The sequence below is a fragment of the Lutibacter aestuarii genome, from assembly GCF_042676885.1.
Lineage (GTDB): Bacteria > Bacteroidota > Bacteroidia > Flavobacteriales > Flavobacteriaceae > Lutibacter > Lutibacter aestuarii.
Window position 1 is genome coordinate 64,797 of sequence record NZ_JBHTIC010000006.1, and the last position, 21,338, is coordinate 86,134.

Annotated in this window: 17 protein-coding genes; 9 read left to right on the forward strand and 8 right to left on the reverse strand. The window is 30.4% G+C overall.

What is annotated here, in order from left to right; genetic code table 11:
* Positions 1-71: 71 nt before the first annotated feature.
* From ACFQZW_RS05000 to ACFQZW_RS05010, 3 genes are read left to right on the forward strand one after another with little or no spacing between them, the layout of a single operon-like run.
* Positions 72-650: a TetR/AcrR family transcriptional regulator gene (locus ACFQZW_RS05000; RefSeq protein WP_298262900.1), complete on the forward strand. Its 579-nt coding sequence runs from the start codon at positions 72-74 to the stop codon at positions 648-650.
* A gap of 52 nt (positions 651-702) precedes the next feature.
* Complete coding sequence (locus ACFQZW_RS05005; protein WP_386781591.1) at positions 703-1,335, forward strand: nitroreductase family protein; 633 nt, start codon at positions 703-705, stop codon at positions 1,333-1,335.
* A gap of 25 nt (positions 1,336-1,360) precedes the next feature.
* Positions 1,361-2,521 (forward strand): iron-containing alcohol dehydrogenase, encoded by a 1,161-nt coding sequence (locus ACFQZW_RS05010; protein ID WP_386781592.1) that lies wholly within the window; start codon positions 1,361-1,363, stop codon positions 2,519-2,521.
* An 84-nt stretch (positions 2,522-2,605) separates the two neighbouring features.
* On the opposite strand, the gene rsmI is transcribed toward ACFQZW_RS05010, so the two are convergent.
* The 4 genes from rsmI to ACFQZW_RS05030 all read right to left on the reverse strand — a co-directional run bounded on the left by rsmI (position 2,606) and on the right by ACFQZW_RS05030 (position 8,286).
* Complete coding sequence (gene rsmI, locus ACFQZW_RS05015; RefSeq protein WP_298262897.1) at positions 2,606-3,280, reverse strand: 16S rRNA (cytidine(1402)-2'-O)-methyltransferase; 675 nt, start codon at positions 3,278-3,280, stop codon at positions 2,606-2,608.
* A 130-nt stretch (positions 3,281-3,410) separates the two neighbouring features.
* On the reverse strand, positions 3,411-5,990 hold the full coding sequence (locus ACFQZW_RS05020) for a carboxylesterase family protein (RefSeq protein ID WP_372801538.1): 2,580 nt from the start codon (positions 5,988-5,990) through the stop codon (positions 3,411-3,413).
* 139 nt (positions 5,991-6,129) lie between these two features.
* Positions 6,130-7,926, reverse strand: coding sequence for an AMP-dependent synthetase/ligase (locus tag ACFQZW_RS05025; protein ID WP_386781593.1), 1,797 nt, complete (start codon positions 7,924-7,926; stop codon positions 6,130-6,132).
* Positions 7,927-8,286 (reverse strand): cupin domain-containing protein, encoded by a 360-nt coding sequence (locus tag ACFQZW_RS05030; protein ID WP_298285377.1) that lies wholly within the window; start codon positions 8,284-8,286, stop codon positions 7,927-7,929. It abuts the gene before it with no gap.
* Positions 8,287-8,482: 196 nt separating this feature from the next.
* Between ACFQZW_RS05030 and aspS the strand changes: the two genes are divergently transcribed.
* The 4 genes from aspS to ACFQZW_RS05050 all read left to right on the forward strand — a co-directional run bounded on the left by aspS (position 8,483) and on the right by ACFQZW_RS05050 (position 14,451).
* A complete protein-coding gene (aspS, locus tag ACFQZW_RS05035) occupies positions 8,483-10,240 on the forward strand; it encodes an aspartate--tRNA ligase (protein WP_386781594.1) in 1,758 nt (585 codons plus the stop codon).
* A gap of 66 nt (positions 10,241-10,306) precedes the next feature.
* Positions 10,307-12,079, forward strand: a complete 1,773-nt coding sequence (locus ACFQZW_RS05040) for an APC family permease (RefSeq protein WP_386781595.1) — start codon at positions 10,307-10,309, stop codon at positions 12,077-12,079.
* 272 nt (positions 12,080-12,351) lie between these two features.
* Entirely contained in the window at positions 12,352-14,142 is a 1,791-nt protein-coding gene (locus ACFQZW_RS05045) for a chloride channel protein (RefSeq protein WP_298262891.1), read from the forward strand.
* A 63-nt stretch (positions 14,143-14,205) separates the two neighbouring features.
* Positions 14,206-14,451 (forward strand): hypothetical protein, encoded by a 246-nt coding sequence (locus tag ACFQZW_RS05050; RefSeq protein ID WP_298262890.1) that lies wholly within the window; start codon positions 14,206-14,208, stop codon positions 14,449-14,451.
* Here ACFQZW_RS05050 and ACFQZW_RS05055 read toward each other — a convergent pair.
* Positions 14,448-14,897 (reverse strand): nucleoside deaminase, encoded by a 450-nt coding sequence (locus ACFQZW_RS05055; protein WP_386781596.1) that lies wholly within the window; start codon positions 14,895-14,897, stop codon positions 14,448-14,450. The genes ACFQZW_RS05050 and ACFQZW_RS05055 overlap by 4 nt on opposite strands.
* A gap of 58 nt (positions 14,898-14,955) precedes the next feature.
* Here ACFQZW_RS05055 and dxs point away from each other — a divergent pair, with 58 nt between their 5' ends.
* On the forward strand, positions 14,956-16,725 hold the full coding sequence (gene dxs / locus ACFQZW_RS05060; RefSeq protein WP_386781597.1) for a 1-deoxy-D-xylulose-5-phosphate synthase: 1,770 nt from the start codon (positions 14,956-14,958) through the stop codon (positions 16,723-16,725).
* A gap of 48 nt (positions 16,726-16,773) precedes the next feature.
* Here the strand turns inward: dxs and amaB are convergent, their stop codons facing one another.
* The 3 genes from amaB to ACFQZW_RS05075 form a co-directional block, all read right to left on the reverse strand.
* Positions 16,774-18,327, reverse strand: a complete 1,554-nt coding sequence (amaB, locus tag ACFQZW_RS05065) for an L-piperidine-6-carboxylate dehydrogenase (protein ID WP_386781598.1) — start codon at positions 18,325-18,327, stop codon at positions 16,774-16,776.
* A gap of 133 nt (positions 18,328-18,460) precedes the next feature.
* Entirely contained in the window at positions 18,461-19,684 is a 1,224-nt protein-coding gene (locus ACFQZW_RS05070; RefSeq protein WP_298262886.1) for an outer membrane beta-barrel protein, read from the reverse strand.
* A gap of 12 nt (positions 19,685-19,696) precedes the next feature.
* On the reverse strand, positions 19,697-20,233 hold the full coding sequence (locus ACFQZW_RS05075) for an RNA polymerase sigma factor (RefSeq protein ID WP_386781599.1): 537 nt from the start codon (positions 20,231-20,233) through the stop codon (positions 19,697-19,699).
* 88 nt (positions 20,234-20,321) lie between these two features.
* On the opposite strand from ACFQZW_RS05075, the gene ACFQZW_RS05080 reads away from it, so the two are divergent.
* Positions 20,322-21,299: an acyl transferase gene (locus ACFQZW_RS05080; RefSeq protein WP_372801290.1), complete on the forward strand. Its 978-nt coding sequence runs from the start codon at positions 20,322-20,324 to the stop codon at positions 21,297-21,299.
* The last annotated feature ends 39 nt before the right edge of the window (positions 21,300-21,338 follow it).

Consider the following 21,338-nt stretch of genomic DNA (forward strand, 5'->3'; position numbering starts at 1 on the left):
AAATGAATGAATATTCGTTTTGTAGGTTTTTTTATGTATATTTGCAGCATCAAAATACTAAATTGAGTTTTATGGCAATTCGACAAAAATGTGATAAAAAAAGGATAGCGTTATTAAAAGCCACACTTCACTTAGTGAATAATAATGGATTTCATGACGCTCCTATGTCCAAAATTGCAAAAATGGCTGAAATGTCTCCTGCAACTATTTATATTTATTTTGAAAACAAACAAGATTTAATCAATCAGCTGTATTTAGAAATGAAGGCTGTTTTTAGTGCTCAAGCATTTAAAAATTATAATGAAGAACAATGCGTTAAAGAGAGCTTTAAACAAATATGGTATAACATTGCTAAGTTTAAATTAAACCAAACAGAGGAATCTAATTTTTTATCTCAATGTGACAACACCCCTATTATTGATGAAAATATTAAACGTGAAGGGTTAAAACATTTACAACCTTTAGTTAACTTATGGGAAAGAGGCGTTTCAGAAAAAATTATTAAGCCTGTTTCACCATATTTAATGTATGCGTTTACAATTTATCCTCTAGCATTTTTAACCAATACTCAACATAAAGAACATTGCCCATTGAATAATGAAAAGCTAAAAGAAGCTTTTAACATTGCTTGGGATAGTATAAAATTATAACATCAAATTATATCAAAAAAATAACTAAAAAAGTAAATTCACAATAAAAATTATGGAATTATTAGATAAATTAAAATGGAGGTACGCAGCCAAAGCTATGAATGGTGAAAAAGTATCTCAAAAAAAAATAGATAATATTATTGAAACTGCTCGCTTGGCGCCAACTTCAAGCGGTTTACAACCTTTTGAAATTTTGGTCATCACAAATCAAGAAATCAAAGAGCAAATTAAATCTGTTTCTTGGAATCAATCTATGATTACAGATTGTTCTCATTTGTTAGTTTTTGCTGCTTGGGATACCTATACTGAAGAAAGAATTAATAAAATGTTTGATTTAGTAAATGAAGTTCGTGGTTTTAAAAACGAAGGCTGGGAAGCATATCGTCAAAAACTATTAAGTTTTTACCCACAACAAGATCCTGAAATTAACTTTAACCACGCAGCAAAACAAGCATACATTGCTTTTTCAGCTGCTATCATTGCCGCAGCATATGAGGGCGTTGATTCGACCCCAATTGAAGGCTTTGAACCTGAAGCTGTGGATAAAATTCTAAAGTTACGTGAAAAAGGGCTTCGTAGTTGTGTACTATTACCTATTGGTTACAGAGATGCTGAAAACGACTGGTTAGTAAATCTTCCTAAAGTTAGAAAAAGCACCGAAGATTTAGTGACCGAAATTGCCTAAATACTAAATATAAAAAGCTTTAATTATGAATAATTTTCAATATAAAAATCCGACAAAAATTTTATTCGGTAAAGGTCAAATTGAAAACCTTTCAACTGAAATTCCAAAAAACTCTAAAGTATTATTACTTTATGGAGGTGGAAGTATTAAAAAAAACGGAGTTTATGAACAAGTAACATCTGCACTTTCAAATTTTGAAGTGATTGAATTTGGTGGAATTCCAGCAAATCCAGAATACGCTGTTTTAATGGAAGCTCTAAAAGTAATTAAAGAAAAAAATATTACTTTTTTATTAGCCGTTGGCGGAGGTTCAGTTATTGATGGAACAAAATTTTTATCAGCAGCTGCCTTATTTGAAGGAGATACCCCTTGGGATATTTTAACAAAAAATATTAGATCTTTAAATGGGATGCCTTTTGGCGCTGTACTTACCTTGCCAGCCACTGGTTCTGAAATGAATTCTGGTGCTGTAATTACAAGAGCTGAAACTCAAGAAAAATTAGCAATGGGTGGTCCAGGCTTGTTCCCTGTATTTTCAGTTTTAGATCCTGAAGTAGTAAAATCAATTCCACAACGTCAAATTGCAAATGGATTGGCAGACGCTTTTACTCATGTTTTAGAACAATATATGACTTATCCAGTAGATGCAAAAATACAAGATCGTTTTGCTGAAAGTATTTTACAAACCTTGGTTGAAGTTGCTCCTACCATATTAAATGACACTTCTGATTATGAAGCTGCGTCAAACTTTATGTGGAGTTGCACTATGGCTTTAAACGGATTGATTCAACAAGGAGTTCCGTCAGATTGGGCTATTCACATGATGGGACATGAATTAACCGCCTTATTTGGAATTGATCACGCTAGAACATTAGCTATTATTGCTGAAAGTCATTACACCTATAATTTAGAAGACAAAAAGGATAAATTAGCACAATATGCTGAACGTGTTTGGAATGTTACCGAAGGAACACCAGAAGAAAAAGCAGTAGCAGGAATTAAAAAAACAACCGAATTTTTCCAATCATTAGGGATAAAAACTAAATTATCGGAATATACTGAGGATTACCAAGGAACTGCTCAACAAATTTCAAAACGCTTTGAAGAACGTGGCTGGAAAGGTTTGGGTGAACACGGAAAAGTTAGTCCAAGTGATGTTGAAAAAATAGTTGAAATGAGCTATTGATTCATCTTTTTTAATAAAAAAATAATTTACATAAAAAGCCAAAAAGTTTATGAAACTTTTTGGCTTTTTAATTTCTATCGGTAATTATTTTTTACCTCCAACCACAATTACAAATTCTCCTTTTGGAGGTTTATTTGTAAAATGTTCTATCAACTCAGCAACTGTTCCTCTTACCGTTTCCTCGTATAATTTGGTCAATTCTCTTGATACTGAAATCGGACGATTTTCTCCAAAATATTCTGCAAAATTTGTGAGTGTTTTTAATAGTTTATGAGGTGATTCGTAAAAAATCATAGTTCTGGTTTCTTCAGCTAAAAAAGTCAACCGTGTTTGTCGACCTTTTTTTACGGGTAAAAATCCTTCAAATACAAATTTATCATTTGGCAATCCACTATTTACCAAGGCTGGCACAAAAGCTGTGGCTCCAGGCAAGCATTCTATTTCAATATTATTTTCAATACAACTTCTTGTTAATAAAAATCCAGGATCGGAAATGGCAGGAGTTCCTGCATCAGATATTAATGCTACCGATTCTCCATTTTGTATTCGTTTAACAATGTTGTCAACCGTTTTATGTTCGTTATGCATATGGTGGCTATGCATATGTGTAGTTATTTCGAAATGCTTCAATAATTTTCCGCTAGTACGAGTATCTTCAGCTAAAATTAAATCAACTTCTTTTAAAACTTTTACCGCTCTAAAAGTCATATCTTCCAAATTACCAATTGGTGTTGGGACTAAATATAATTTTGATTTCAAAATTTAAGTTGTTTTATAAATCAACAAAGTTACTGCTGTTTTTAAATATAACAATTTATTTGCTTTATAAAAAAGAGGTGTTTAAAAATTAAAACACCTCTTTTCAAACATCAATTTAAAAAAACCAAATTTAATTCCATTTAAAGTCTCCTTTTTCAATAGACCAATCGTTTCCAAAAAAACCTGCACATTTTACTGCTTTATCTCCATTATTAATTACTGTATCATCAAACAACAATACGTCTGGAAAAGTGGTTCCATTTACCAAATAATGATTTGCATAAGCAGCTTTCATTCCTTTTTCTCCTGTTGCAGTAACCACTCCAATACTAGCAAAATCGCTATCATTTCTTGGAACTGTAAAATACATACCCCATTGATTTCCAGTTAATTTTTTAGTTCCAAAATTTACTATGTTGTTATCAACTTGTATTGGACTATCTTTTAATAATTTATTCCAAGCTGCATTGTTACTTTTGTTTCCGTAAATAATTACGTTTCTATCAGCATATTTTTTAGCATTGAAATCTGTATCTTTTATCACTTCAATAGTTCCATTTGCTCTATACCAAAAAGTTTCTGCATCAAATTTCGCTTTATTATAGTACCATTCATTTTCTTTTGCCGAGCCTTTGGTTGCATATACAAAAACTACATGATGTCTAAATGCATCTTTAAAACCACCGTTTCTATGAGGTCCTTTTTCTTTTAATGATGGGGCTTTGGTAATTGTCCAGTCTCCGTTTACTGCTTTCAAAAATATTTTTGAATTAGTGTTTACAGCAACCTCTTTTTCATTCACAAAAATTGTGGTAATTGTGTCGCTTAGTTTTGTTAAATCAACTTCCATTAAACTAACATTATTTGTAGCTATTTTAAATGAATTTTCTTTAGAAAAGTTAAACGAACTTACTTCAAAAGGCTTATTTTGTTGATGAATAGTGATAAAATTAGATGTTGCTGAAACTCCTGGAGATCCCGTATAAAATTCTAATTTTTTAATATCGTTAGGGTTTCTAAGTGTACGTTCTTTAAAGAAATTAAAAATTTTGTACCAATCTAAACTATGATTTCCGTACCAATGTGTTCCGTCTGGATATTCATAATAGGTAAAATCGTTATGGAATTTACCCAAACGCTCTCGCATATCCCTTGCTATAAATGTTGGTACTACATTGTCTTTTTCACCATGTAAAACATATACTCCAAAGTGTAAATAGTTTCGTATTAATTTTAAAGTTCTACTTGGAGTACCCGCTCTTTTCATTAATTTTTCAACTTCAGTTGGAACGTAAGGTGTTTTTAAACGTTGAACAACTTCTGGCGTCATTCCTCTAGCTGTTAGCTCTTCTTGTGGAAGTTCTAAAGTTCTATTCAAAAAACTATCACGGTATAATAACAAGTCTGGATAACCTGCACAAGGTGCAATAGAAGCAAATTTATCTGGATACGTAGCTCCTAAATACCAAGTTCCATGACCTCCCATAGAATGACCTGTTAAATAAATTTTTGTAGGATTTGGTTGATATATTGACTTGGCATCTGCTAAAACTTCTAAAGCATCTAAACGTCCCCAGTCTTCCCATGCAAAACCAAAAGGTCTACGGTTAGTTGGTGCCACCACATTTCCCCAATCTTTTTTCTCATAAGCATTTGCTTGGTTCACTGCTTCAACCGATGCTCCATGTACTGAAAGAAATAATGCTTGTTTTTCTGAATTTTTATCTGTGGAAGGAGCAACACTATAATATTGAACACTCCCATCAACACTGCTAACAAAAGTTTTTTTATGATGCTGATGTTTTGTTTTAACTTCTAACTTAACTTGTTGTTTTGAAACAACTTGTTTTTTATTATTTTTTAACTCCAAATTTAAATCTACTTTTCCAAAAGTTGTTTCTTTTGCTACTGAAGCTATTGAAAAAGGGACTTTAAGTACACTCATTGGTGGAATAGCAATAACTTTTGAGTCTTTACTATTTCCCAATAACTCTGAACTTATGGTATAATTTTTCACCCAATTAGTAGATGCGTTTATAACTCTAATAGCTCCTTTATATTCTTTAGTTTCTTCAACCAATAAATCGGGCATAGTAAGATCTCTAGAGGTAAATTGAACTAGTTTTTGAGGTTCAATTAAACGTGCTCTAATTCTTGGAAATCTTCCAACTTTTAACACAAAAACATTGGTTCCTTTTTTTAATTTTAACGGAATTAAGTTCCATCCAAAATCATAATGATCTCCTTCATGTGGTAATCCATTTATCAACAACATTGTGTGCCCTGAAGCTTCAAAAAGTACTGTTTTTTCAGAGTTAGATTTATAGGTTAAATACACATAACTCGATCTTAAATCTTCATTATTAAATGTATTGCTTTTATCAGTTGAAATAGCTTTCCATTTTAATTCATTTCCTAAATAATCAATATCAAAAACCTCATCTTTTGATACTTTTAAATTAGGATTCATTAAAAATTTATCAAAAACTGGTTCTTTAGGAAATGAAGATGAATTAAACGAGTAGTCTTGAATTTTTAATGCCAGTCCTGTTTTAAAAACATGAAGTAATTTTCCTTCACTAATTTCATCTACTTTTTCTTTACCAAAATATTCTACAATATTTCCAGTTCTTTGTTGTGCAAATTGTACGGTGGTGATTAAAAGAATCAAAATTAAACTTGAAACTTTTTTATAACTATATTGAATCATTATTACGTTTTATGATTTATTAAAATATAAATATCCAATAAATATAAAAAGCACTAAAAAATATTAGACAAATAACACATTATTTTAGTTAAAAGAATTTTTTTCTGTAAGTAACCCTTACAATTTTAAAAATTACAAATTAATCTGAGTACATTTTTTCAATAAGTTCTTTGTACTTTTTTTGAATTACTTTTCGTTTTAATTTTAACGTTGCGGTTATTTCCCCTGTTTCAATACTAAATTCTTTAGGTAATAAGGTAATTTTTTTTATTTTTTCAAATCTTGAAAATTCTTTTTGAAGTTCTTCAATACGCTTTTCAAACATATCTTTTATTTGATTGTTTGCAATTAAATCTTCAATATCTTTAAACGTAATTTTGTGTTCTAAAGCATATTTTTTTAAATTTTCAAAACTAGGTACAGCTAATGCCGTAACATATTTTTGTTGATCTCCAATTACAGCAATTTGTTCAATAAACGAATCGTTAATTAATGCGGTTTCTAACTTTTGAGGAGCTATATATTTACCTCCCGAAGTTTTCATTAAGTCTTTAATTCTATCTGTAATCATTAAATTCCCCTTTTCATCAATAATCCCAGCATCACCTGTACAAAACCAACCATCTTTAAAAACTTTAGCTGTTTCTTCTGGTTTTTTATAATACCCTTTCATTACACCTGGCCCTTTAACTAAAATCTCATTATTATCGCCAATTTTTATTTGTGAGCCATGAATTGTTTTTCCGGCTGAATTAAATTCAAAATGCGTATCTCCAAATAATGAAACTGTAGCAGTAGTTTCGGTTAATCCATATCCACATTTTATATTCAATCCAAAAGAATGAAAAAACGAAACCATATCAGCTGCTAATGGAGCTCCTCCACAAGGCATAAATTTTATACGACCTCCAAAAACTTCACGCAATTTACTCAACACCAATTTATCGGCTATTTTGTATTTTAATTTTAACGGCAATGGTATCTTTTTAGCAAATCGTTTATGCTTATTGTAATAGTTATTTCCAATACCTAAGGCCCAGCTTGCTAATTTCATTTTAGTAGGTGAAGCTTCTTTTCTTTTGTCTTGAATTGCTGCAAAAATTTTCTCAAAAATTCTTGGCACTGTACACATAATTGTAGGTTTTACCTCTTTTAAAACCGTTGCAATTTGTTTAGGATCTTGATTAAAATAAACCTCAATTCCTCTGTGTAAACAAAAGAATACCCAACTACGTTCGTAAATATGACTTAATGGTAAAAAACTTAATGAAACATCTTTTTCTGAAACATTTAATTCATAATCATGGGCTTTTAATGATTCTAAAAAATTGGTATGATCTAACATAACTCCTTTCGGTTCGCCAGTAGTTCCAGAGGTATATATAATACTGGCTAAATCATCTGAAGCCGCATTAAAATATCTTTTTTGAAGCTCAACTTCAAGATGTTCTTTTGGCTTAAATGTTACAAAATCTTCTAAATAAATTGACTGATTAGAAGGTTGGAGCACTATGTTTGGAGTTAATGCAACTATTAGCTTTAGATATTTAGAAGTTTCCAAAAGTTCAAAGGTTTTATCGTATTCATTTTGATCTCCTACAAACAATAAACTTACCTCTGCATCATTAATAATATACTCAACATCGTTTTTTGAATTTGTTGCATAAATAGGAATGGTAACAGCCCTAATACTCATAATTGAAATATCAGCAATAATCCAATTAGGCATATTTTCAGCAAAAATTGCAATATTGTGTTTTGCTTCTATTCCAAAATTTATAAGCGCTTTAGAAAGTTCTTCCACTCTTTTTCCTAAGCTGTTCCAAGTTATTCCTTCCCAATTTTTTGATACATTATTTTTATAATAAATGGCTTTTTTATGTTGGTACTTCGCCACCTTTTCTCTAATCTCTTCGCCAATATGTAATACACTCATTTATATAGTTTCAAATGTTTTAACGGTTAAATTACTTGTAATATTCCCTGTGTGTTTAATTTCTAAGGGTTCAAAAAGTAGTACATGAACTTCTTCTTCAGCAATTGGTTTATGGGCTATTCCTTTTGGTATAATGTACATTTCCCCCTCATTAAGTTCAATGGTTGTATCTTTAAATGCAATTTTCAACTTTCCTTTAATAATTAAAAAAAGTTCATCTTCATGCTCATGAGTATGCCAAATAAACTCTCCTTTTAATTTAGCTAATAGTACTTGTTGCCCATTGAGTTCTCCAATTTTTTTTGGTGTCCAGTGTTCACTAAAAAGTTGAAATTTTTCTAATAAATTAATTGCTTTCATACGTTGCAAATTTACAAAGATTTTTATTGCCTAAGTATTAACATCAACTCAAATTCTAGAAAGATGTTATTTACTTACCAAATTAAAAATGTAACCATTAACTATTTTCTCTATAGAAGTTCCAAAAAATAAAGTGATATGTGTATAATCTATGTGTGAAATCATTAAATTTGCACTTTCTAATAAAATTTTAACAATGTATAGAACACATTCTAACGGAGAATTACGATTAAAACATGTTGGTGAAGAAGTTACCTTAGCTGGATGGGTGCAAAAAACACGTGACAAAGGATTTATGATTTGGGTAGATTTACGTGACCGCTATGGTATTACACAATTAATTTTTGATGAAGAACGTACTCCAAAAGAAATGGTAGAAAGAGCTAAAACTTTAGGACGTGAGTTTGTAATTCAAATTAAAGGAGAGGTTATTGAACGTGTTTCTAAAAACAAAAATATACCGACTGGTGAAGTCGAAATTTTAGTAAAAGAATTAACCATTTTAAACAAATCGGTGATCCCTCCTTTTACAATTGAAGATGAAACTGATGGTGGTGATGAACTTCGAATGAAATATCGCTATTTAGACATTAGAAGAAATCCTGTAAAAAATAATTTGATTTTCCGTCACAAAGTGGCGATGGAAACAAGAAAATATTTATCTGATAGTGGTTTTATTGAAGTTGAAACCCCGTACTTAATTAAATCTACACCTGAAGGAGCACGAGATTTTGTAGTACCTAGTAGAATGAATGAAGGACAATTTTATGCATTGCCTCAATCTCCTCAAACTTTTAAACAACTATTAATGGTTGGCGGAATAGATAAGTATTTTCAAATTGTAAAATGCTTTAGAGATGAAGATTTACGCGCAGACAGACAACCAGAGTTTACACAAATAGACTGTGAAATGGCTTTTGTGGAACAAGAAGATATTTTAAACACATTTGAAGGGTTAACACGTCATTTGTTAAAAGAAATTAATGGTGTTGAAGTAACTAAATTTCCTCGTATGTCTTATGACGAGGCTATAAAAAAATACGGAAACGACAAACCAGATATTAGATTTGGGATGGAGTTTGGTGAATTAAATGAAGTTGCACAGCATAAAGATTTTGGTGTTTTTAACAATGCAGAATTAGTTGTTGGTATTGCAGTACCTGGTGGAAATGCTTATACTAGAAAAGAAATTGATAAATTAATTGAATGGGTAAAACGCCCTCAAGTTGGAGCTTTAGGTATGGTCTATGCTCGTTGTAATGATGATGGTACTTATAAATCATCAGTTGATAAATTTTACACTCAAGACGACTTAGCAAAATGGGCACAAGTAACTGGAGCAAAATCTGGCGATTTAATTTGTGTACTATCTGGTAATGCTGATAAAGTTAGAACTCAATTAAGTGCTTTACGTATGGAGTTAGCTGAACGTTTAGGTTTACGTAAATCTAATGAATTTGCACCTTTATGGGTTGTAGATTTTCCTTTATTAGAATGGGATGAAGAAACCGAACGCTACCATGCAATGCATCATCCATTTACTTCACCTAAACCAGAGGATATGACACTATTAGACACTGATCCTGGAAAAGTAAGAGCAAATGCTTACGATTTGGTTTTAAATGGAAATGAAATTGGTGGAGGATCTATAAGAATTCACGATAAGGCTACACAAGCTTTAATGTTAGGTCATTTAGGATTTACTCCTGAACAAGCAAAAGAACAATTTGGATTTTTAATGAATGCCTTTGAATATGGAGCGCCTCCACACGGTGGAATAGCTTTTGGATTGGATAGATTAGTTGCCATTCTTGGAGGACAAGAAACCATTAGAGATTTTATAGCTTTCCCTAAAAATAATAGTGGGCGAGACATAATGATTGATGCTCCTTCAAAAATTGATGACCAACAATTAGATGAATTAAATTTAAAATTAGATTTAAAAAAAACTTAAATAAAAAACCTCGATAAATTAATCGAGGTTTTTTTTTCTTAATATTATAGTTAAAAATTTTGAGTAATGGAAGTTAAAAAAATTCATAAAAAGTTAAATGAATTAGCTGCAACAGCCATTTGTGGTAACGACATAAGTTCTTCAGTTTTATATGTTTCTGCCTTAGCAATTGCTTTTGCAGGTCAATACGCTTGGATAACCTTACTTATTGTTTCAGTTGTTTTATTTCTTTTTAGGAAAATTTATGGCGAAGTTGTAGGAGCATTACCATTAAACGGTGGGGCATACAATGCATTACTAAATACTACTAGTAAAAGAATGGCTTCTTTTGCTGCAACATTAACATTGCTTTCATATATGGCCACAGCTGTAATTTCTGCAAATGAAGGAATTCATTATTTACACCATTTAATTCCTTCTTTACCTATTATTATAGCTACAATTGTATTGTTGGCATTATTTGCAATTTTAACCATTGGAGGAATAACTGAATCTGCTAGAGTAGCTATAGGTATTTTCCTTTTCCATTTAACTTCATTATTGATATTAAGTACATTTATTATATACTTTTTAATAACCAACAACGGAATTGAATTGCTTATTAAAAACTGGCATTTTTCAGAAAATAATGGAAGTATTTCTAATGCTATCTTTTTTGGGTTTGCAGCTTCAATGTTAGGAGTTTCTGGGTTTGAAAGTTCTGCTAATTTTGTTGAAGAACAAAAAAAAGGTGTTTTCCCAAAAACATTAAAAAACATGTGGATTATTGTAAGTATTATCAACCCTTTAATGGCAATACTAGCATTAGCTTTATTTACAGTTCCAGTATTACAAAGCTCCGAATTTCAAAATACGTTATTGGTTGAAATGGGAAAACATGTTGGTGGAAAATGGGTAGCTACACTAATATCTGTAGATGCTTTTTTAGTTCTAAGCGGAGCAGTGCTTACAAGTTTTGTAGGAGTTTCCGGGCTATTAGAGCGTATGACTTTAGATAGAATTTTACCTCCATTTTTCTTGAAAAAAAACAAACAAGGCAGCTCATATAGAATTATTTTAATGTTCTTCTTTTTGTCAGTTTCTGTATTGTTAATTACCAATGGAAATGTAAAACTGTTAGCTGGTGTTTATACTATTTCATTTTTATCTGTAATGGTTTTATTTGGTATTGGTAATATTTTATTAAAAGTTAAAAGGAATAAATTACCTCGACCAGAAAAAGCATCTTGGCTCTCAGTTTTATTAGCCATTATTGCTGTTACCATAGCGCTTATTGGAAATATAACTATGAAACCTAAAGGTGATTTACCAAGTAACTTAACCATTTTTCTTGATTACTTTATTCCATCCATTATTTTTATAATGATTATGTTGAATAGAACAATCCTTCTAAAGTTATTGTTAAATACTATACATACAATTTTTGATCCTGTTAGAAATTTTGTATTTAAAATTGATAAAAAAATACTTTTTACAATAAATAAAATTAATTCTCAAGAATTTGTATTTTTTACAAAAGGAGATAATATAGCTTCATTAAATAAAGTAATGCTTTATATTATAAAAAATGAACATACTAAAAAAATTAAAATTGTTTTAGCCTTAGAAAATGATCAGAAAGTTCCAGATAATTTGCCTTTGGAAATAGACTTTTTAGGAAGAGAATATCCAGAAATTAAAATTGAATTTGTGCTTATAGATGGTAAATTTAGTCCTCAACTAATTAAAGAGCTTTCTAAAAAATGGAATATCCCAATTAATTTTATGTTTATTGGCTCTCCAAGTGATAAGTTTCCTTATAAAATTGAAGAATTAGGCGGAGTTCGATTAATTATATAAAAAAAATATTTTTTTAGACTGATTGTCAAAGTATTTGTATTTTTGTTTAAAATCATTCTAAATAAAAAATCACAGTGCAAAAACCTTTAGACATTTTTAATTATAATTTTGAATGGGAACAGCATTCAAATAAAAAAAACAAAGGTAAAATTAAAGATGAATGTTGTAAAAAATATCAAAAAAAAGGTGAAAAGAAGTGCAAAAGTTGTCCTAAGCGCTAACCATAATCACTTAAATTTGGTACTTTTGCATTTACTTATTTCAAAAAAAAAATGTCGTTACAGTCAAAAAATTTAATCCGTAAATTTTTAAAGTGGAGATATCAACATATTTCAAATAAACAATTTATAGGCATTGCTAGTGCCATTATTGGATTATTAGCTGGTCTTGGAGCTGTAACATTAAAAAATCTTACACACTTTATACAACACCTACTCGAAGGTGAATTAATAAAAGAAATTCATGTAGCATTTTATTTTATATTTCCAATCATTGGATTGTTAATAGTATTGCTAATTATTAAATATTTTATTAAGAAAAAAGTAGGTCATGGCATTCCCTCAACGCTTTATGCAATTTCTAAACAAAAAGGAATTATGCCTCGTTTTCAAATGTGGTCATCTATAATAACTGCGCCATTAACCGTTGGTTTTGGTGGGTCTGTGGGATTAGAAGGCCCAACAGTAGCTACTGGCGCAGCGTTAGGTTCAAATTTTTCGCGTTTATTTCATTTAAATCAAACTACTAGAACATTATTAATTGGTGCAGCTGCAGCCGGAGCTATGTCTTCAATATTTAAAGCCCCTATTGCTGCCATTGTATTTGCTGTTGAAATATTTAGTTTAGAACTAACTTTAGCTTCAATGATTCCTTTAATATTGGCTTCTATAACAGCTGTTTTAACTTCGTATTTCTTTTTTGGTGATGATGTATTGCTTCATTTTAACATTCAAGATAAATTTCATTTAAACGATGTGTTATTTTACGTTTTACTAGGTGTATGCTCCTCAATGGCTTCAATATATTTTAGCAAAGTTTATTTTTCAATAGGAAGCTTTTTTAAAAAATATAAAAACCCGTATAAAAGACTTCTAATTGGAGGTGTTTTACTAGGTTTACTTGTTTATTTTATTCCACCTCTTTTTGGGGAAGGTTATGAAACCATTAATAATATTTTAAAAGGAAATATTACAAGTGTTTTACAAAATAATATATTTCATATTGTTATTGATAATATTTGGCTTATTACTGGATTTTTAGTTGGCTTAATACTGTTTAAAATTGTGGCAACCTCATTGACTTTTGGTGCTGGAGGTATTGGAGGAGTTTTTGCTCCAACATTATTTACTGGAAGTATTACAGGCTATGTATTTGCAATGGTTATGAATTATAGTAACTTATTTAACCACCAATTATCATCAACAAATTTTGCAATGGTTGGTATGGCAGGTTTAATGGCAGGCGTTTTACAAGCTCCTTTAACCGCTATTTTTTTAATTGCAGAAATTACTGGAGGTTATGAGTTATTTGTGCCTTTAATGATTGTTTCCTCTATCTCTTTTATTATTACTAAAAAATACATTCCTCATAATATTTATGCTTCAGAATTAGCAAAAAAAGGAGAGCTTTTAACTCATGATAAAGACAAAAATGTATTGATGTTACTAGATATTGATAAAGTTATTGAAACTAATTTTGTATTGCTTTATCCAGAAATGACTCTAGGTGAAATTGTTAATAATGCCGTAGCAAAATCATCTCGTAATCATTTTCCTGTAATTAATGAAGAAAACGAATTTTTAGGAATATTAACACTTAATGATATTAGATCAATTATGTTTAATAAAGAACTTTACGATACCGTTAAGGTTAGCTCTTTAATGCATGCTGCTTCTGATATAATTTATTATAAAAAAGATTCTGCAGAAGAAATTTTAAATAAATTTAAAATGAGTGGCGCATGGAATTTAGTTGTTATTAAAGATGGAAAATATTTTGGTTTCATTTCTAAATCAAGATTATTAACTGCTTACCGAAGAAAATTAATTGATGTTACTTCCTAATTTAAATGAGTTTTAAAAGTATTACATTTTGTAACTTTACAAACTATCAAATTGTTTCTGATTATGAAATTAGTGTTAAATATATTGCTTGTATTGGTGCTTGGAGGTTTAGTCTATGGGTTTTATTTACAAAACTTGGGAGATTCTAATGGTCAAATAATAATTGGAATTAGTGTTCTTGTTATTGCTTTTGTATTTATGCCTTTATTTATATTTCATCGCTATAAAAATAAAAATTTGAAAGATTTTACTTTTGACAACTACAGAAAAGAGTTAGAAGAACATCGTAAAAAAGAAGACAACAATTAATTTAAGTTCCTTTTTTCTATAAAAAAACGAGTTAAAAGTTTAGCAGATTCCTCTTTTAAAACCCCTCCAATTACTTTTGTTTTAGGATGCAACGTCGTTTTCATTGCTAAAAAACCTCTTTTTTCTTCAGAAGCTCCATAAACAATTCTGCCAATTTGTGTCCAATAACTTGCTCCAGCACACATTTGACAAGGTTCTAAAGTAACGTACAATGTACATTCCTTTAAATATTTTCCACCCAAAAAATCTGCAGCAGCAGTAAAAGCTTGCATTTCGGCATGAGCGGTAACATCATTTAAAGTTTCCGTTAAATTATGAGCTCGAGCAATTATTTGATCATTCATAACAATAACCGCTCCTATTGGAACTTCATTTTTGTCATACGCCATTTGTGCTTCTTGTAAAGCACGTTTCATAAAATAAGTATCATCAAAAGGGTGTATCATATTTCAAAAGTAATTATTTTATCACATTGAACAATTTAAATATTGTAGTTTTGTACTTGTGAAAACAACTTTTTTAAACCATATTAACACTCCTAAAGATTTGCGAAATCTTGCAAAAGAACAACTTCCTTTAGTTGCTAAAGAATTACGCGAATTTATTATTGATATTGTGGCAACTAAAGAAGGCCATTTAGGAGCTAGTTTAGGAGTTGTTGAACTTACCATTGCATTACATTATGTTTTTGATACACCTAATGACTTGTTAATTTGGGATGTTGGTCACCAAGCCTATGGGCATAAAATTTTGACAGAAAGGAGGACAAACTTTTATACTAACAGACAATTAGGAGGCATCTCTGGCTTTCCTAAAAGAAAAGAAAGTGTCTATGACCCTTTTGGAACTGGTCATTCTTCAACATCTATATCAGCAGCCTTAGGAATGGCAATTGCTTCAAAAATAAAAGGTAATTTCAACAAACATCATATTGCCGTAATTGGTGATGCTTCAATTGCTAGTGGTATGGCTTTTGAAGGGCTTAACCATGCTGGTGTTACAGATGTTAATTTGTTAATTATTTTAAACGATAACGCTATGGGTATTGACCCTAGTGTTGGAGCGTTAAAAAACTATTTTACCAATGTTAAGGCAGGTAAAAAAGTTAGAAAGAATAATATTATTGAAGCCTTAAATTTTAACTATTCAGGACCAATTGATGGGCATAATATTGAAGCCGTTATTTTAGAATTAGAACGCTTAAAATCAATAAAAGGACCAAAGTTTTTACATATCATTACCACCAAAGGAAAAGGTTTAGATAAAGCTGAACAAGATCAAGTTAAATACCATGCGCCTGGTAAATTTGATAAAAATACAGGCGAATTAATTGCTAAAAGTAATGAAATACTACCTCCAAAATTTCAAGATGTTTTTGGTGAAACCATTATTGAGTTAGCCAAAAAAAACACTAAAATAGTAGGAATTACACCTGCTATGCCAACAGGGTCTTCATTAAAATTAATGATCGAAGAATTTCCCGACAGAGCTTTCGATGTTGGTATTGCCGAACAACATGCTGTAACTTTAGCTGCTGGAATGGCAACTCAAGGTTTAATTCCTTTTTGTAATATTTATTCTACTTTTTTACAACGCGCCTACGATCAAATAATACATGATGTTGCCTTGCAAAATTTACCTGTCGTTTTTTGTATAGATAGGGCTGGCATTGTTGGTGAAGATGGAGCAACTCATCATGGAGCTTTTGATATTGCATATTTAAGATGCATCCCTAATTTAGTCATATTTGCCCCTTTAAATGAATTAGAATTGCGCAACATAATGTACACTGCACAACTAGGCATTACTTTCCCATTAACCGTAAGATATCCAAGAGGAAGAGGCGTTTTAATTGATTGGAAACAACCCTTCTCAACTATTGAAATAGGCAAAGGAACTTGTATAACTGAAGGAAATGAAATTGCCATTTTAAGTATAGGAACCTTTGGAAATAAAATAATTGAAATTCAAAATTCCTTACCTAAAAATAAATTTGCGCATTACAATATGAGATTTGTAAAACCATTAGATCAAACATTATTAAATCAAATTTTTCAAAAATTTAAGACAATCGTAACCATTGAAGATGGAACTATTGTTGGTGGTTTTGGAAGTGCAATTTTAGAATTTGCTTCAGAAAATAATTACTCCACAAATTCTATAAAACAATTAGGAATTCCAGATAATTTTATTGAACATGGAAAAGTTGATGAGTTATTTCAAAGCATTCATTTGTCAAATGAAGCATTATTAAATTTTCTACTTAATTTATAAAAAGGCTCCTTTAAAGGAGCCTTTTCAAAATTATAATAAACCTCTACTTTATAAATCAAATTTTATCCCTTGTGCTAAAGGCAACTCTGTAGTATAATTAATGGTGTTTGTTTGACGTCTCATATATATTTTCCAAGCATCAGAACCAGATTCTCTTCCGCCTCCAGTTTCTTTTTCTCCTCCAAAAGCACCTCCAATTTCAGCGCCAGAAGTTCCAATATTTACATTGGCAATTCCACAATCTGAGCCTGCCTGAGATAAAAACTGTTCTGCTTCACGCAAATTATTAGTCATAATTGCTGATGATAGTCCTTGAACAACTCCATTTTGAATTTCAATAGCGTTGGTTACATCTCCAGAGTATTTTAATAAATATAATACCGGTGCAAATGTTTCATGTTGAACAATTTCAAAATGATTTTCAGCTTCTGCAATTGCAGGTTTTACATAACATCCACTTTCAAAACCTTCTCCACTTAATACACCGCCTTCTACTAAAATTTTACCACCTTCTTCAACAACTTTTATCAAGGCGTTTTCATACATTTTAACAGCTTCTTTATCAATTAATGGTCCAACATGATTGTTTTCATCAAGTGGGTTTCCTATTCTAAGTTGTTTATATGCAGCCACTAAAGCATCTTTTACTTTATCGTATATAGATTCGTGAATGATTAATCTACGAGTAGATGTACAACGTTGTCCGGCTGTTCCAACAGCTCCAAAAACAGCTCCAATTACTGTCATTTTAATATCTGCATCAGGCGTTACAATAATTGCATTGTTTCCTCCTAATTCTAGTAAAGATTTTCCTAAGCGTTCTGCTACAGTTTTAGCAACAATTTTCCCCATTCTAATAGAACCTGTTGCCGAAATTAATGGAATTCTTTTATCAGTAGTTAAAAATTCACCAACTTTATAATCTCCATTAACGATACAAGAAATACCTTCTGGCAAATTATTTTCTTTTAAAACATTAGCTATTATATTTTGACAAGCAATACTACATAATGGAGCTTTTTCAGAAGCTTTCCAAATACATACATCCCCAGAAATCCAAGCTAACGCTGTGTTCCAGCTCCATACAGCTACTGGAAAATTAAATGCGGAAATAATGCCTACTATTCCTAATGGATGGTATTGTTCGTACATTCTATGTCCTGGGCGTTCAGAGTGCATGGTTAACCCATGTAATTGACGAGACAAACCAACTGCAAAATCACATATATCAATCATCTCTTGGACTTCGCCTAAGCCCTCTTGTAATGACTTTCCCATCTCATAAGAGACCAACTCACCTAAAGGTTGTTTCAACTCGCGAAGCTTATTTCCAAATTGACGAACTATTTCTCCTCTTTGAGGAGCTGGTACTAACCTCCAACTTTTAAATGCACTTTGAGCACTTTCCATCACATTTTCATAATCTTCTTTAGTGGTGGTGATAACTTTACCTATTAGCTTTCCATCAACTGGTGAATAAGACTTAATAATTTGCCCATTACCAAAGAAATTATTTCCTGTTGAAGTTCCTTGATTAACTTCTTTTACTCCCAATTTTTCAAGAGCGTTTTCTATTGTTTTATGTATTGTTGAAATTTCCATAAATTGGATTAAATTTAAATAATTGATTTATTACAAATCTACAAATAAAAAGTGTTTATAAAAGTAAAGCCATTTCAAAATTGAAATGGCTCTCTTCATTCAATATTTGGTAACCAACCAAATAATAAACCAACTAAAACTTATAATTTAAACCTGTATAAACCCCTAAGTAGTAAGGTTGAATACTACCAGGGTTTTTAGAAAAGGTATTTGTTTGTACTTTAAACATAGGAGAAATGTTGATGTATAAATTTTTCTTAATAGAATAATCTACATCTAAGCCTATATTTCCACTGAAATTAACTGAACGTAAATTATTAGAGGATCCTAGGCTTTGAGAAAAGCTATTGGTTTCAACAAAAACTTCATCTCTATTTAAAAGTAATGTACTAAATCCTCCAACTAAGTTTACCCCGAATTTTCCATCAGTGATATTGTATTTTATTTCAACTGGAATTTCTATATATCCAAAAACTTGATTTAAGCTTCCTTTATTTGGATCTTCTAAATCTACGTTACTTTCTTTTGAAGTAGCTACATTTGCAGATCTACTTAAAACTGGATTTGATGACAAATGTGAAAAACCAACAACAGACACTCCAGGTGTAATGTATATATTACTTGTTTTATACCCAAGGTTAATCATATTAACCCCTGATTGTAAGCTAAATTTATCTGTTAATTGATATGCAAATTTAACACCATATGAGTATGAAGAGCTCCCAGATGTAGGGTTTTCACTAAATTGAGCATCTACTCCAGAGCCATCTCCAAATGAATTTATATAAATTGGTGCATAAATAGTTGCTACCGAAAATCTACTATCTATAACTTCCTTTTTTAGATTATTGTTTTTAGTTGAAGTTGTACTTTTATCCGAAATATTGTCTAAATCAGCTAATAAAGACTTTGTTGAAGAGTTTTTTTCTTTTAATGAATTTTCAGCTTTACTAGATGTATGACTATCAATATTATTAGATAAGGTAGTTTCTTGTAATACTTCTTGTTTTTCTGAAAGAGAATTTCTAAGCGGTATAACTTTAGTTTCTTTTTTCTCAGTTACTAATACCTCTTTTTTAGTAGTATTACTTTCTAAAGAATCATTTGGATTATTTTTATTTTGAAGAATCCTATTGGTAAGTGTATTTTTAGGAATAAAGTAAATGGTTCCAATACTAAAAAACAATATTAATAACGCTGCTACGCTTGAAATTTTAACCCAAAAAGGTACTTTGCGTCTTTTAGGTATAGGTACTAATTTTTTTTCAATAGCATCCCAAGCTTTATTTGGTGGAAACACCTCAAAGTCCTTTAAATTCTCTTGGAATAACCTATCAATATTTTTATAATCTCTCACTACTATCTTTTATTAAATAGACAGTTGTCCATTTTGATAAATTTCAATTTTTTGTTTTAAAATGGCTCTTGCTCTGGCTAAATTAGATTTTGATGTACCTTCAGCAATTTGCAACATTTCTGCAATCTCTTTATGTGAAAATCCGTCTAATACATAAAGGTTAAAAACCATTCTGTATCTATCGGGTAATTCTTTTATGAGATTCAATAAAAAATCTAAAGAAATTTCATCATCATCAATGTCAACAATCACCTCATCAGGAACCTCTTCAGTAACAATATTTAATACAGTTTTTTTACGATACTTTAATAAAACTGTATTTACCATAACTCGCTTTAACCAACCTTCAAATGAACCTTCAAAATTAAACTGCCCAATTTTATTGAAAATGGTAACAAAACCATCTTGAAAATTGTCTTGAGCTTCTTGTTTGTTTTTTGAATATTTAAGGCATATTGAGAATAACTTACCCGCAAAAAGCTGATAAATCTCTTTTTGTGCCTTTCTATCATTATTTGCACATTGTTTTATGAGTTTATTCAACCCCAAAAGCTAGCGTTTTAATTGTTAATTAGATGCCTAAAAAGATAATAGGTTGCGTAAATTTACATTACTTTTGTGTTGTTTCCCAATTTTTATGAAAAGAAATACGCTATTTAAGTTACATACTGCTACCGAATTTAATGAGATTGCTCTTGAAATTTTTAAATTTCAAGCTAGTCATAATACCGTATATAAAAACTTTATTAACCTTTTAAATATAAATGTAAATTCCATTCAAAAAATTGAACAAATACCTTTTTTACCCATTCAGTTTTTTAAAACTCATCAAGTAGTTTCTTCTTCTAAAAAAGAACAACAAGTTTTTTTAAGTAGTGGAACCACAGGTAATAATCAAAGTAAGCATTTTGTTACTGACTTGGCTGTTTATGAAAAAAGTTTTAGAAAAGGTTTTGAATATTTTTATGGAAAAATAGAAGCGTATACTGTTTTAGCATTATTGCCTTCTTATTTAGAGCGTAAAGGGTCATCATTAATTTATATGGTTAATGATTTTATCCAAAAATCAAACAATCCAAAAAGTGGTTTCTTTTTAAATAATTTAGATGAATTGAGTGAAAATCTTAAAAAATTAGACCAAAATAATGATAAAGTTTTACTTATAGGAGTGTCTTTTGCTTTGTTAGATTTAATTGAAAAATACCAATTTAACCTAAAAAATACCGTTGTAATGGAAACAGGTGGAATGAAAGGTAAACGAAAAGAACTCATTAGAGAAGAGCTTCATTACATTTTACAAAAAGGATTTGGTGTAGAAAAAATTCATTCTGAATATGGAATGACAGAATTATTAAGCCAAGCTTATTCTAAAGGAAATGGAATTTTTGAATGTCCACCTTGGATGAAAGTTTTAACACGTGACACAGAAGACCCTCTTACAATTTTACCCAAAGGCAAATCTGGTGGGCTAAATATCATTGATCTGGCAAATATCAACTCTTGTTCTTTTATTGCCACACAAGATTTAGGCAAAGTTTATCCTAATAATACCTTTGAAGTATTGGGTCGTTTCGACCATTCAGATATTAGAGGATGTAATTTATTAGTGTTATAAAAAAAGGTCGCATTAAATGCGACCTTTTTTTATGATTTT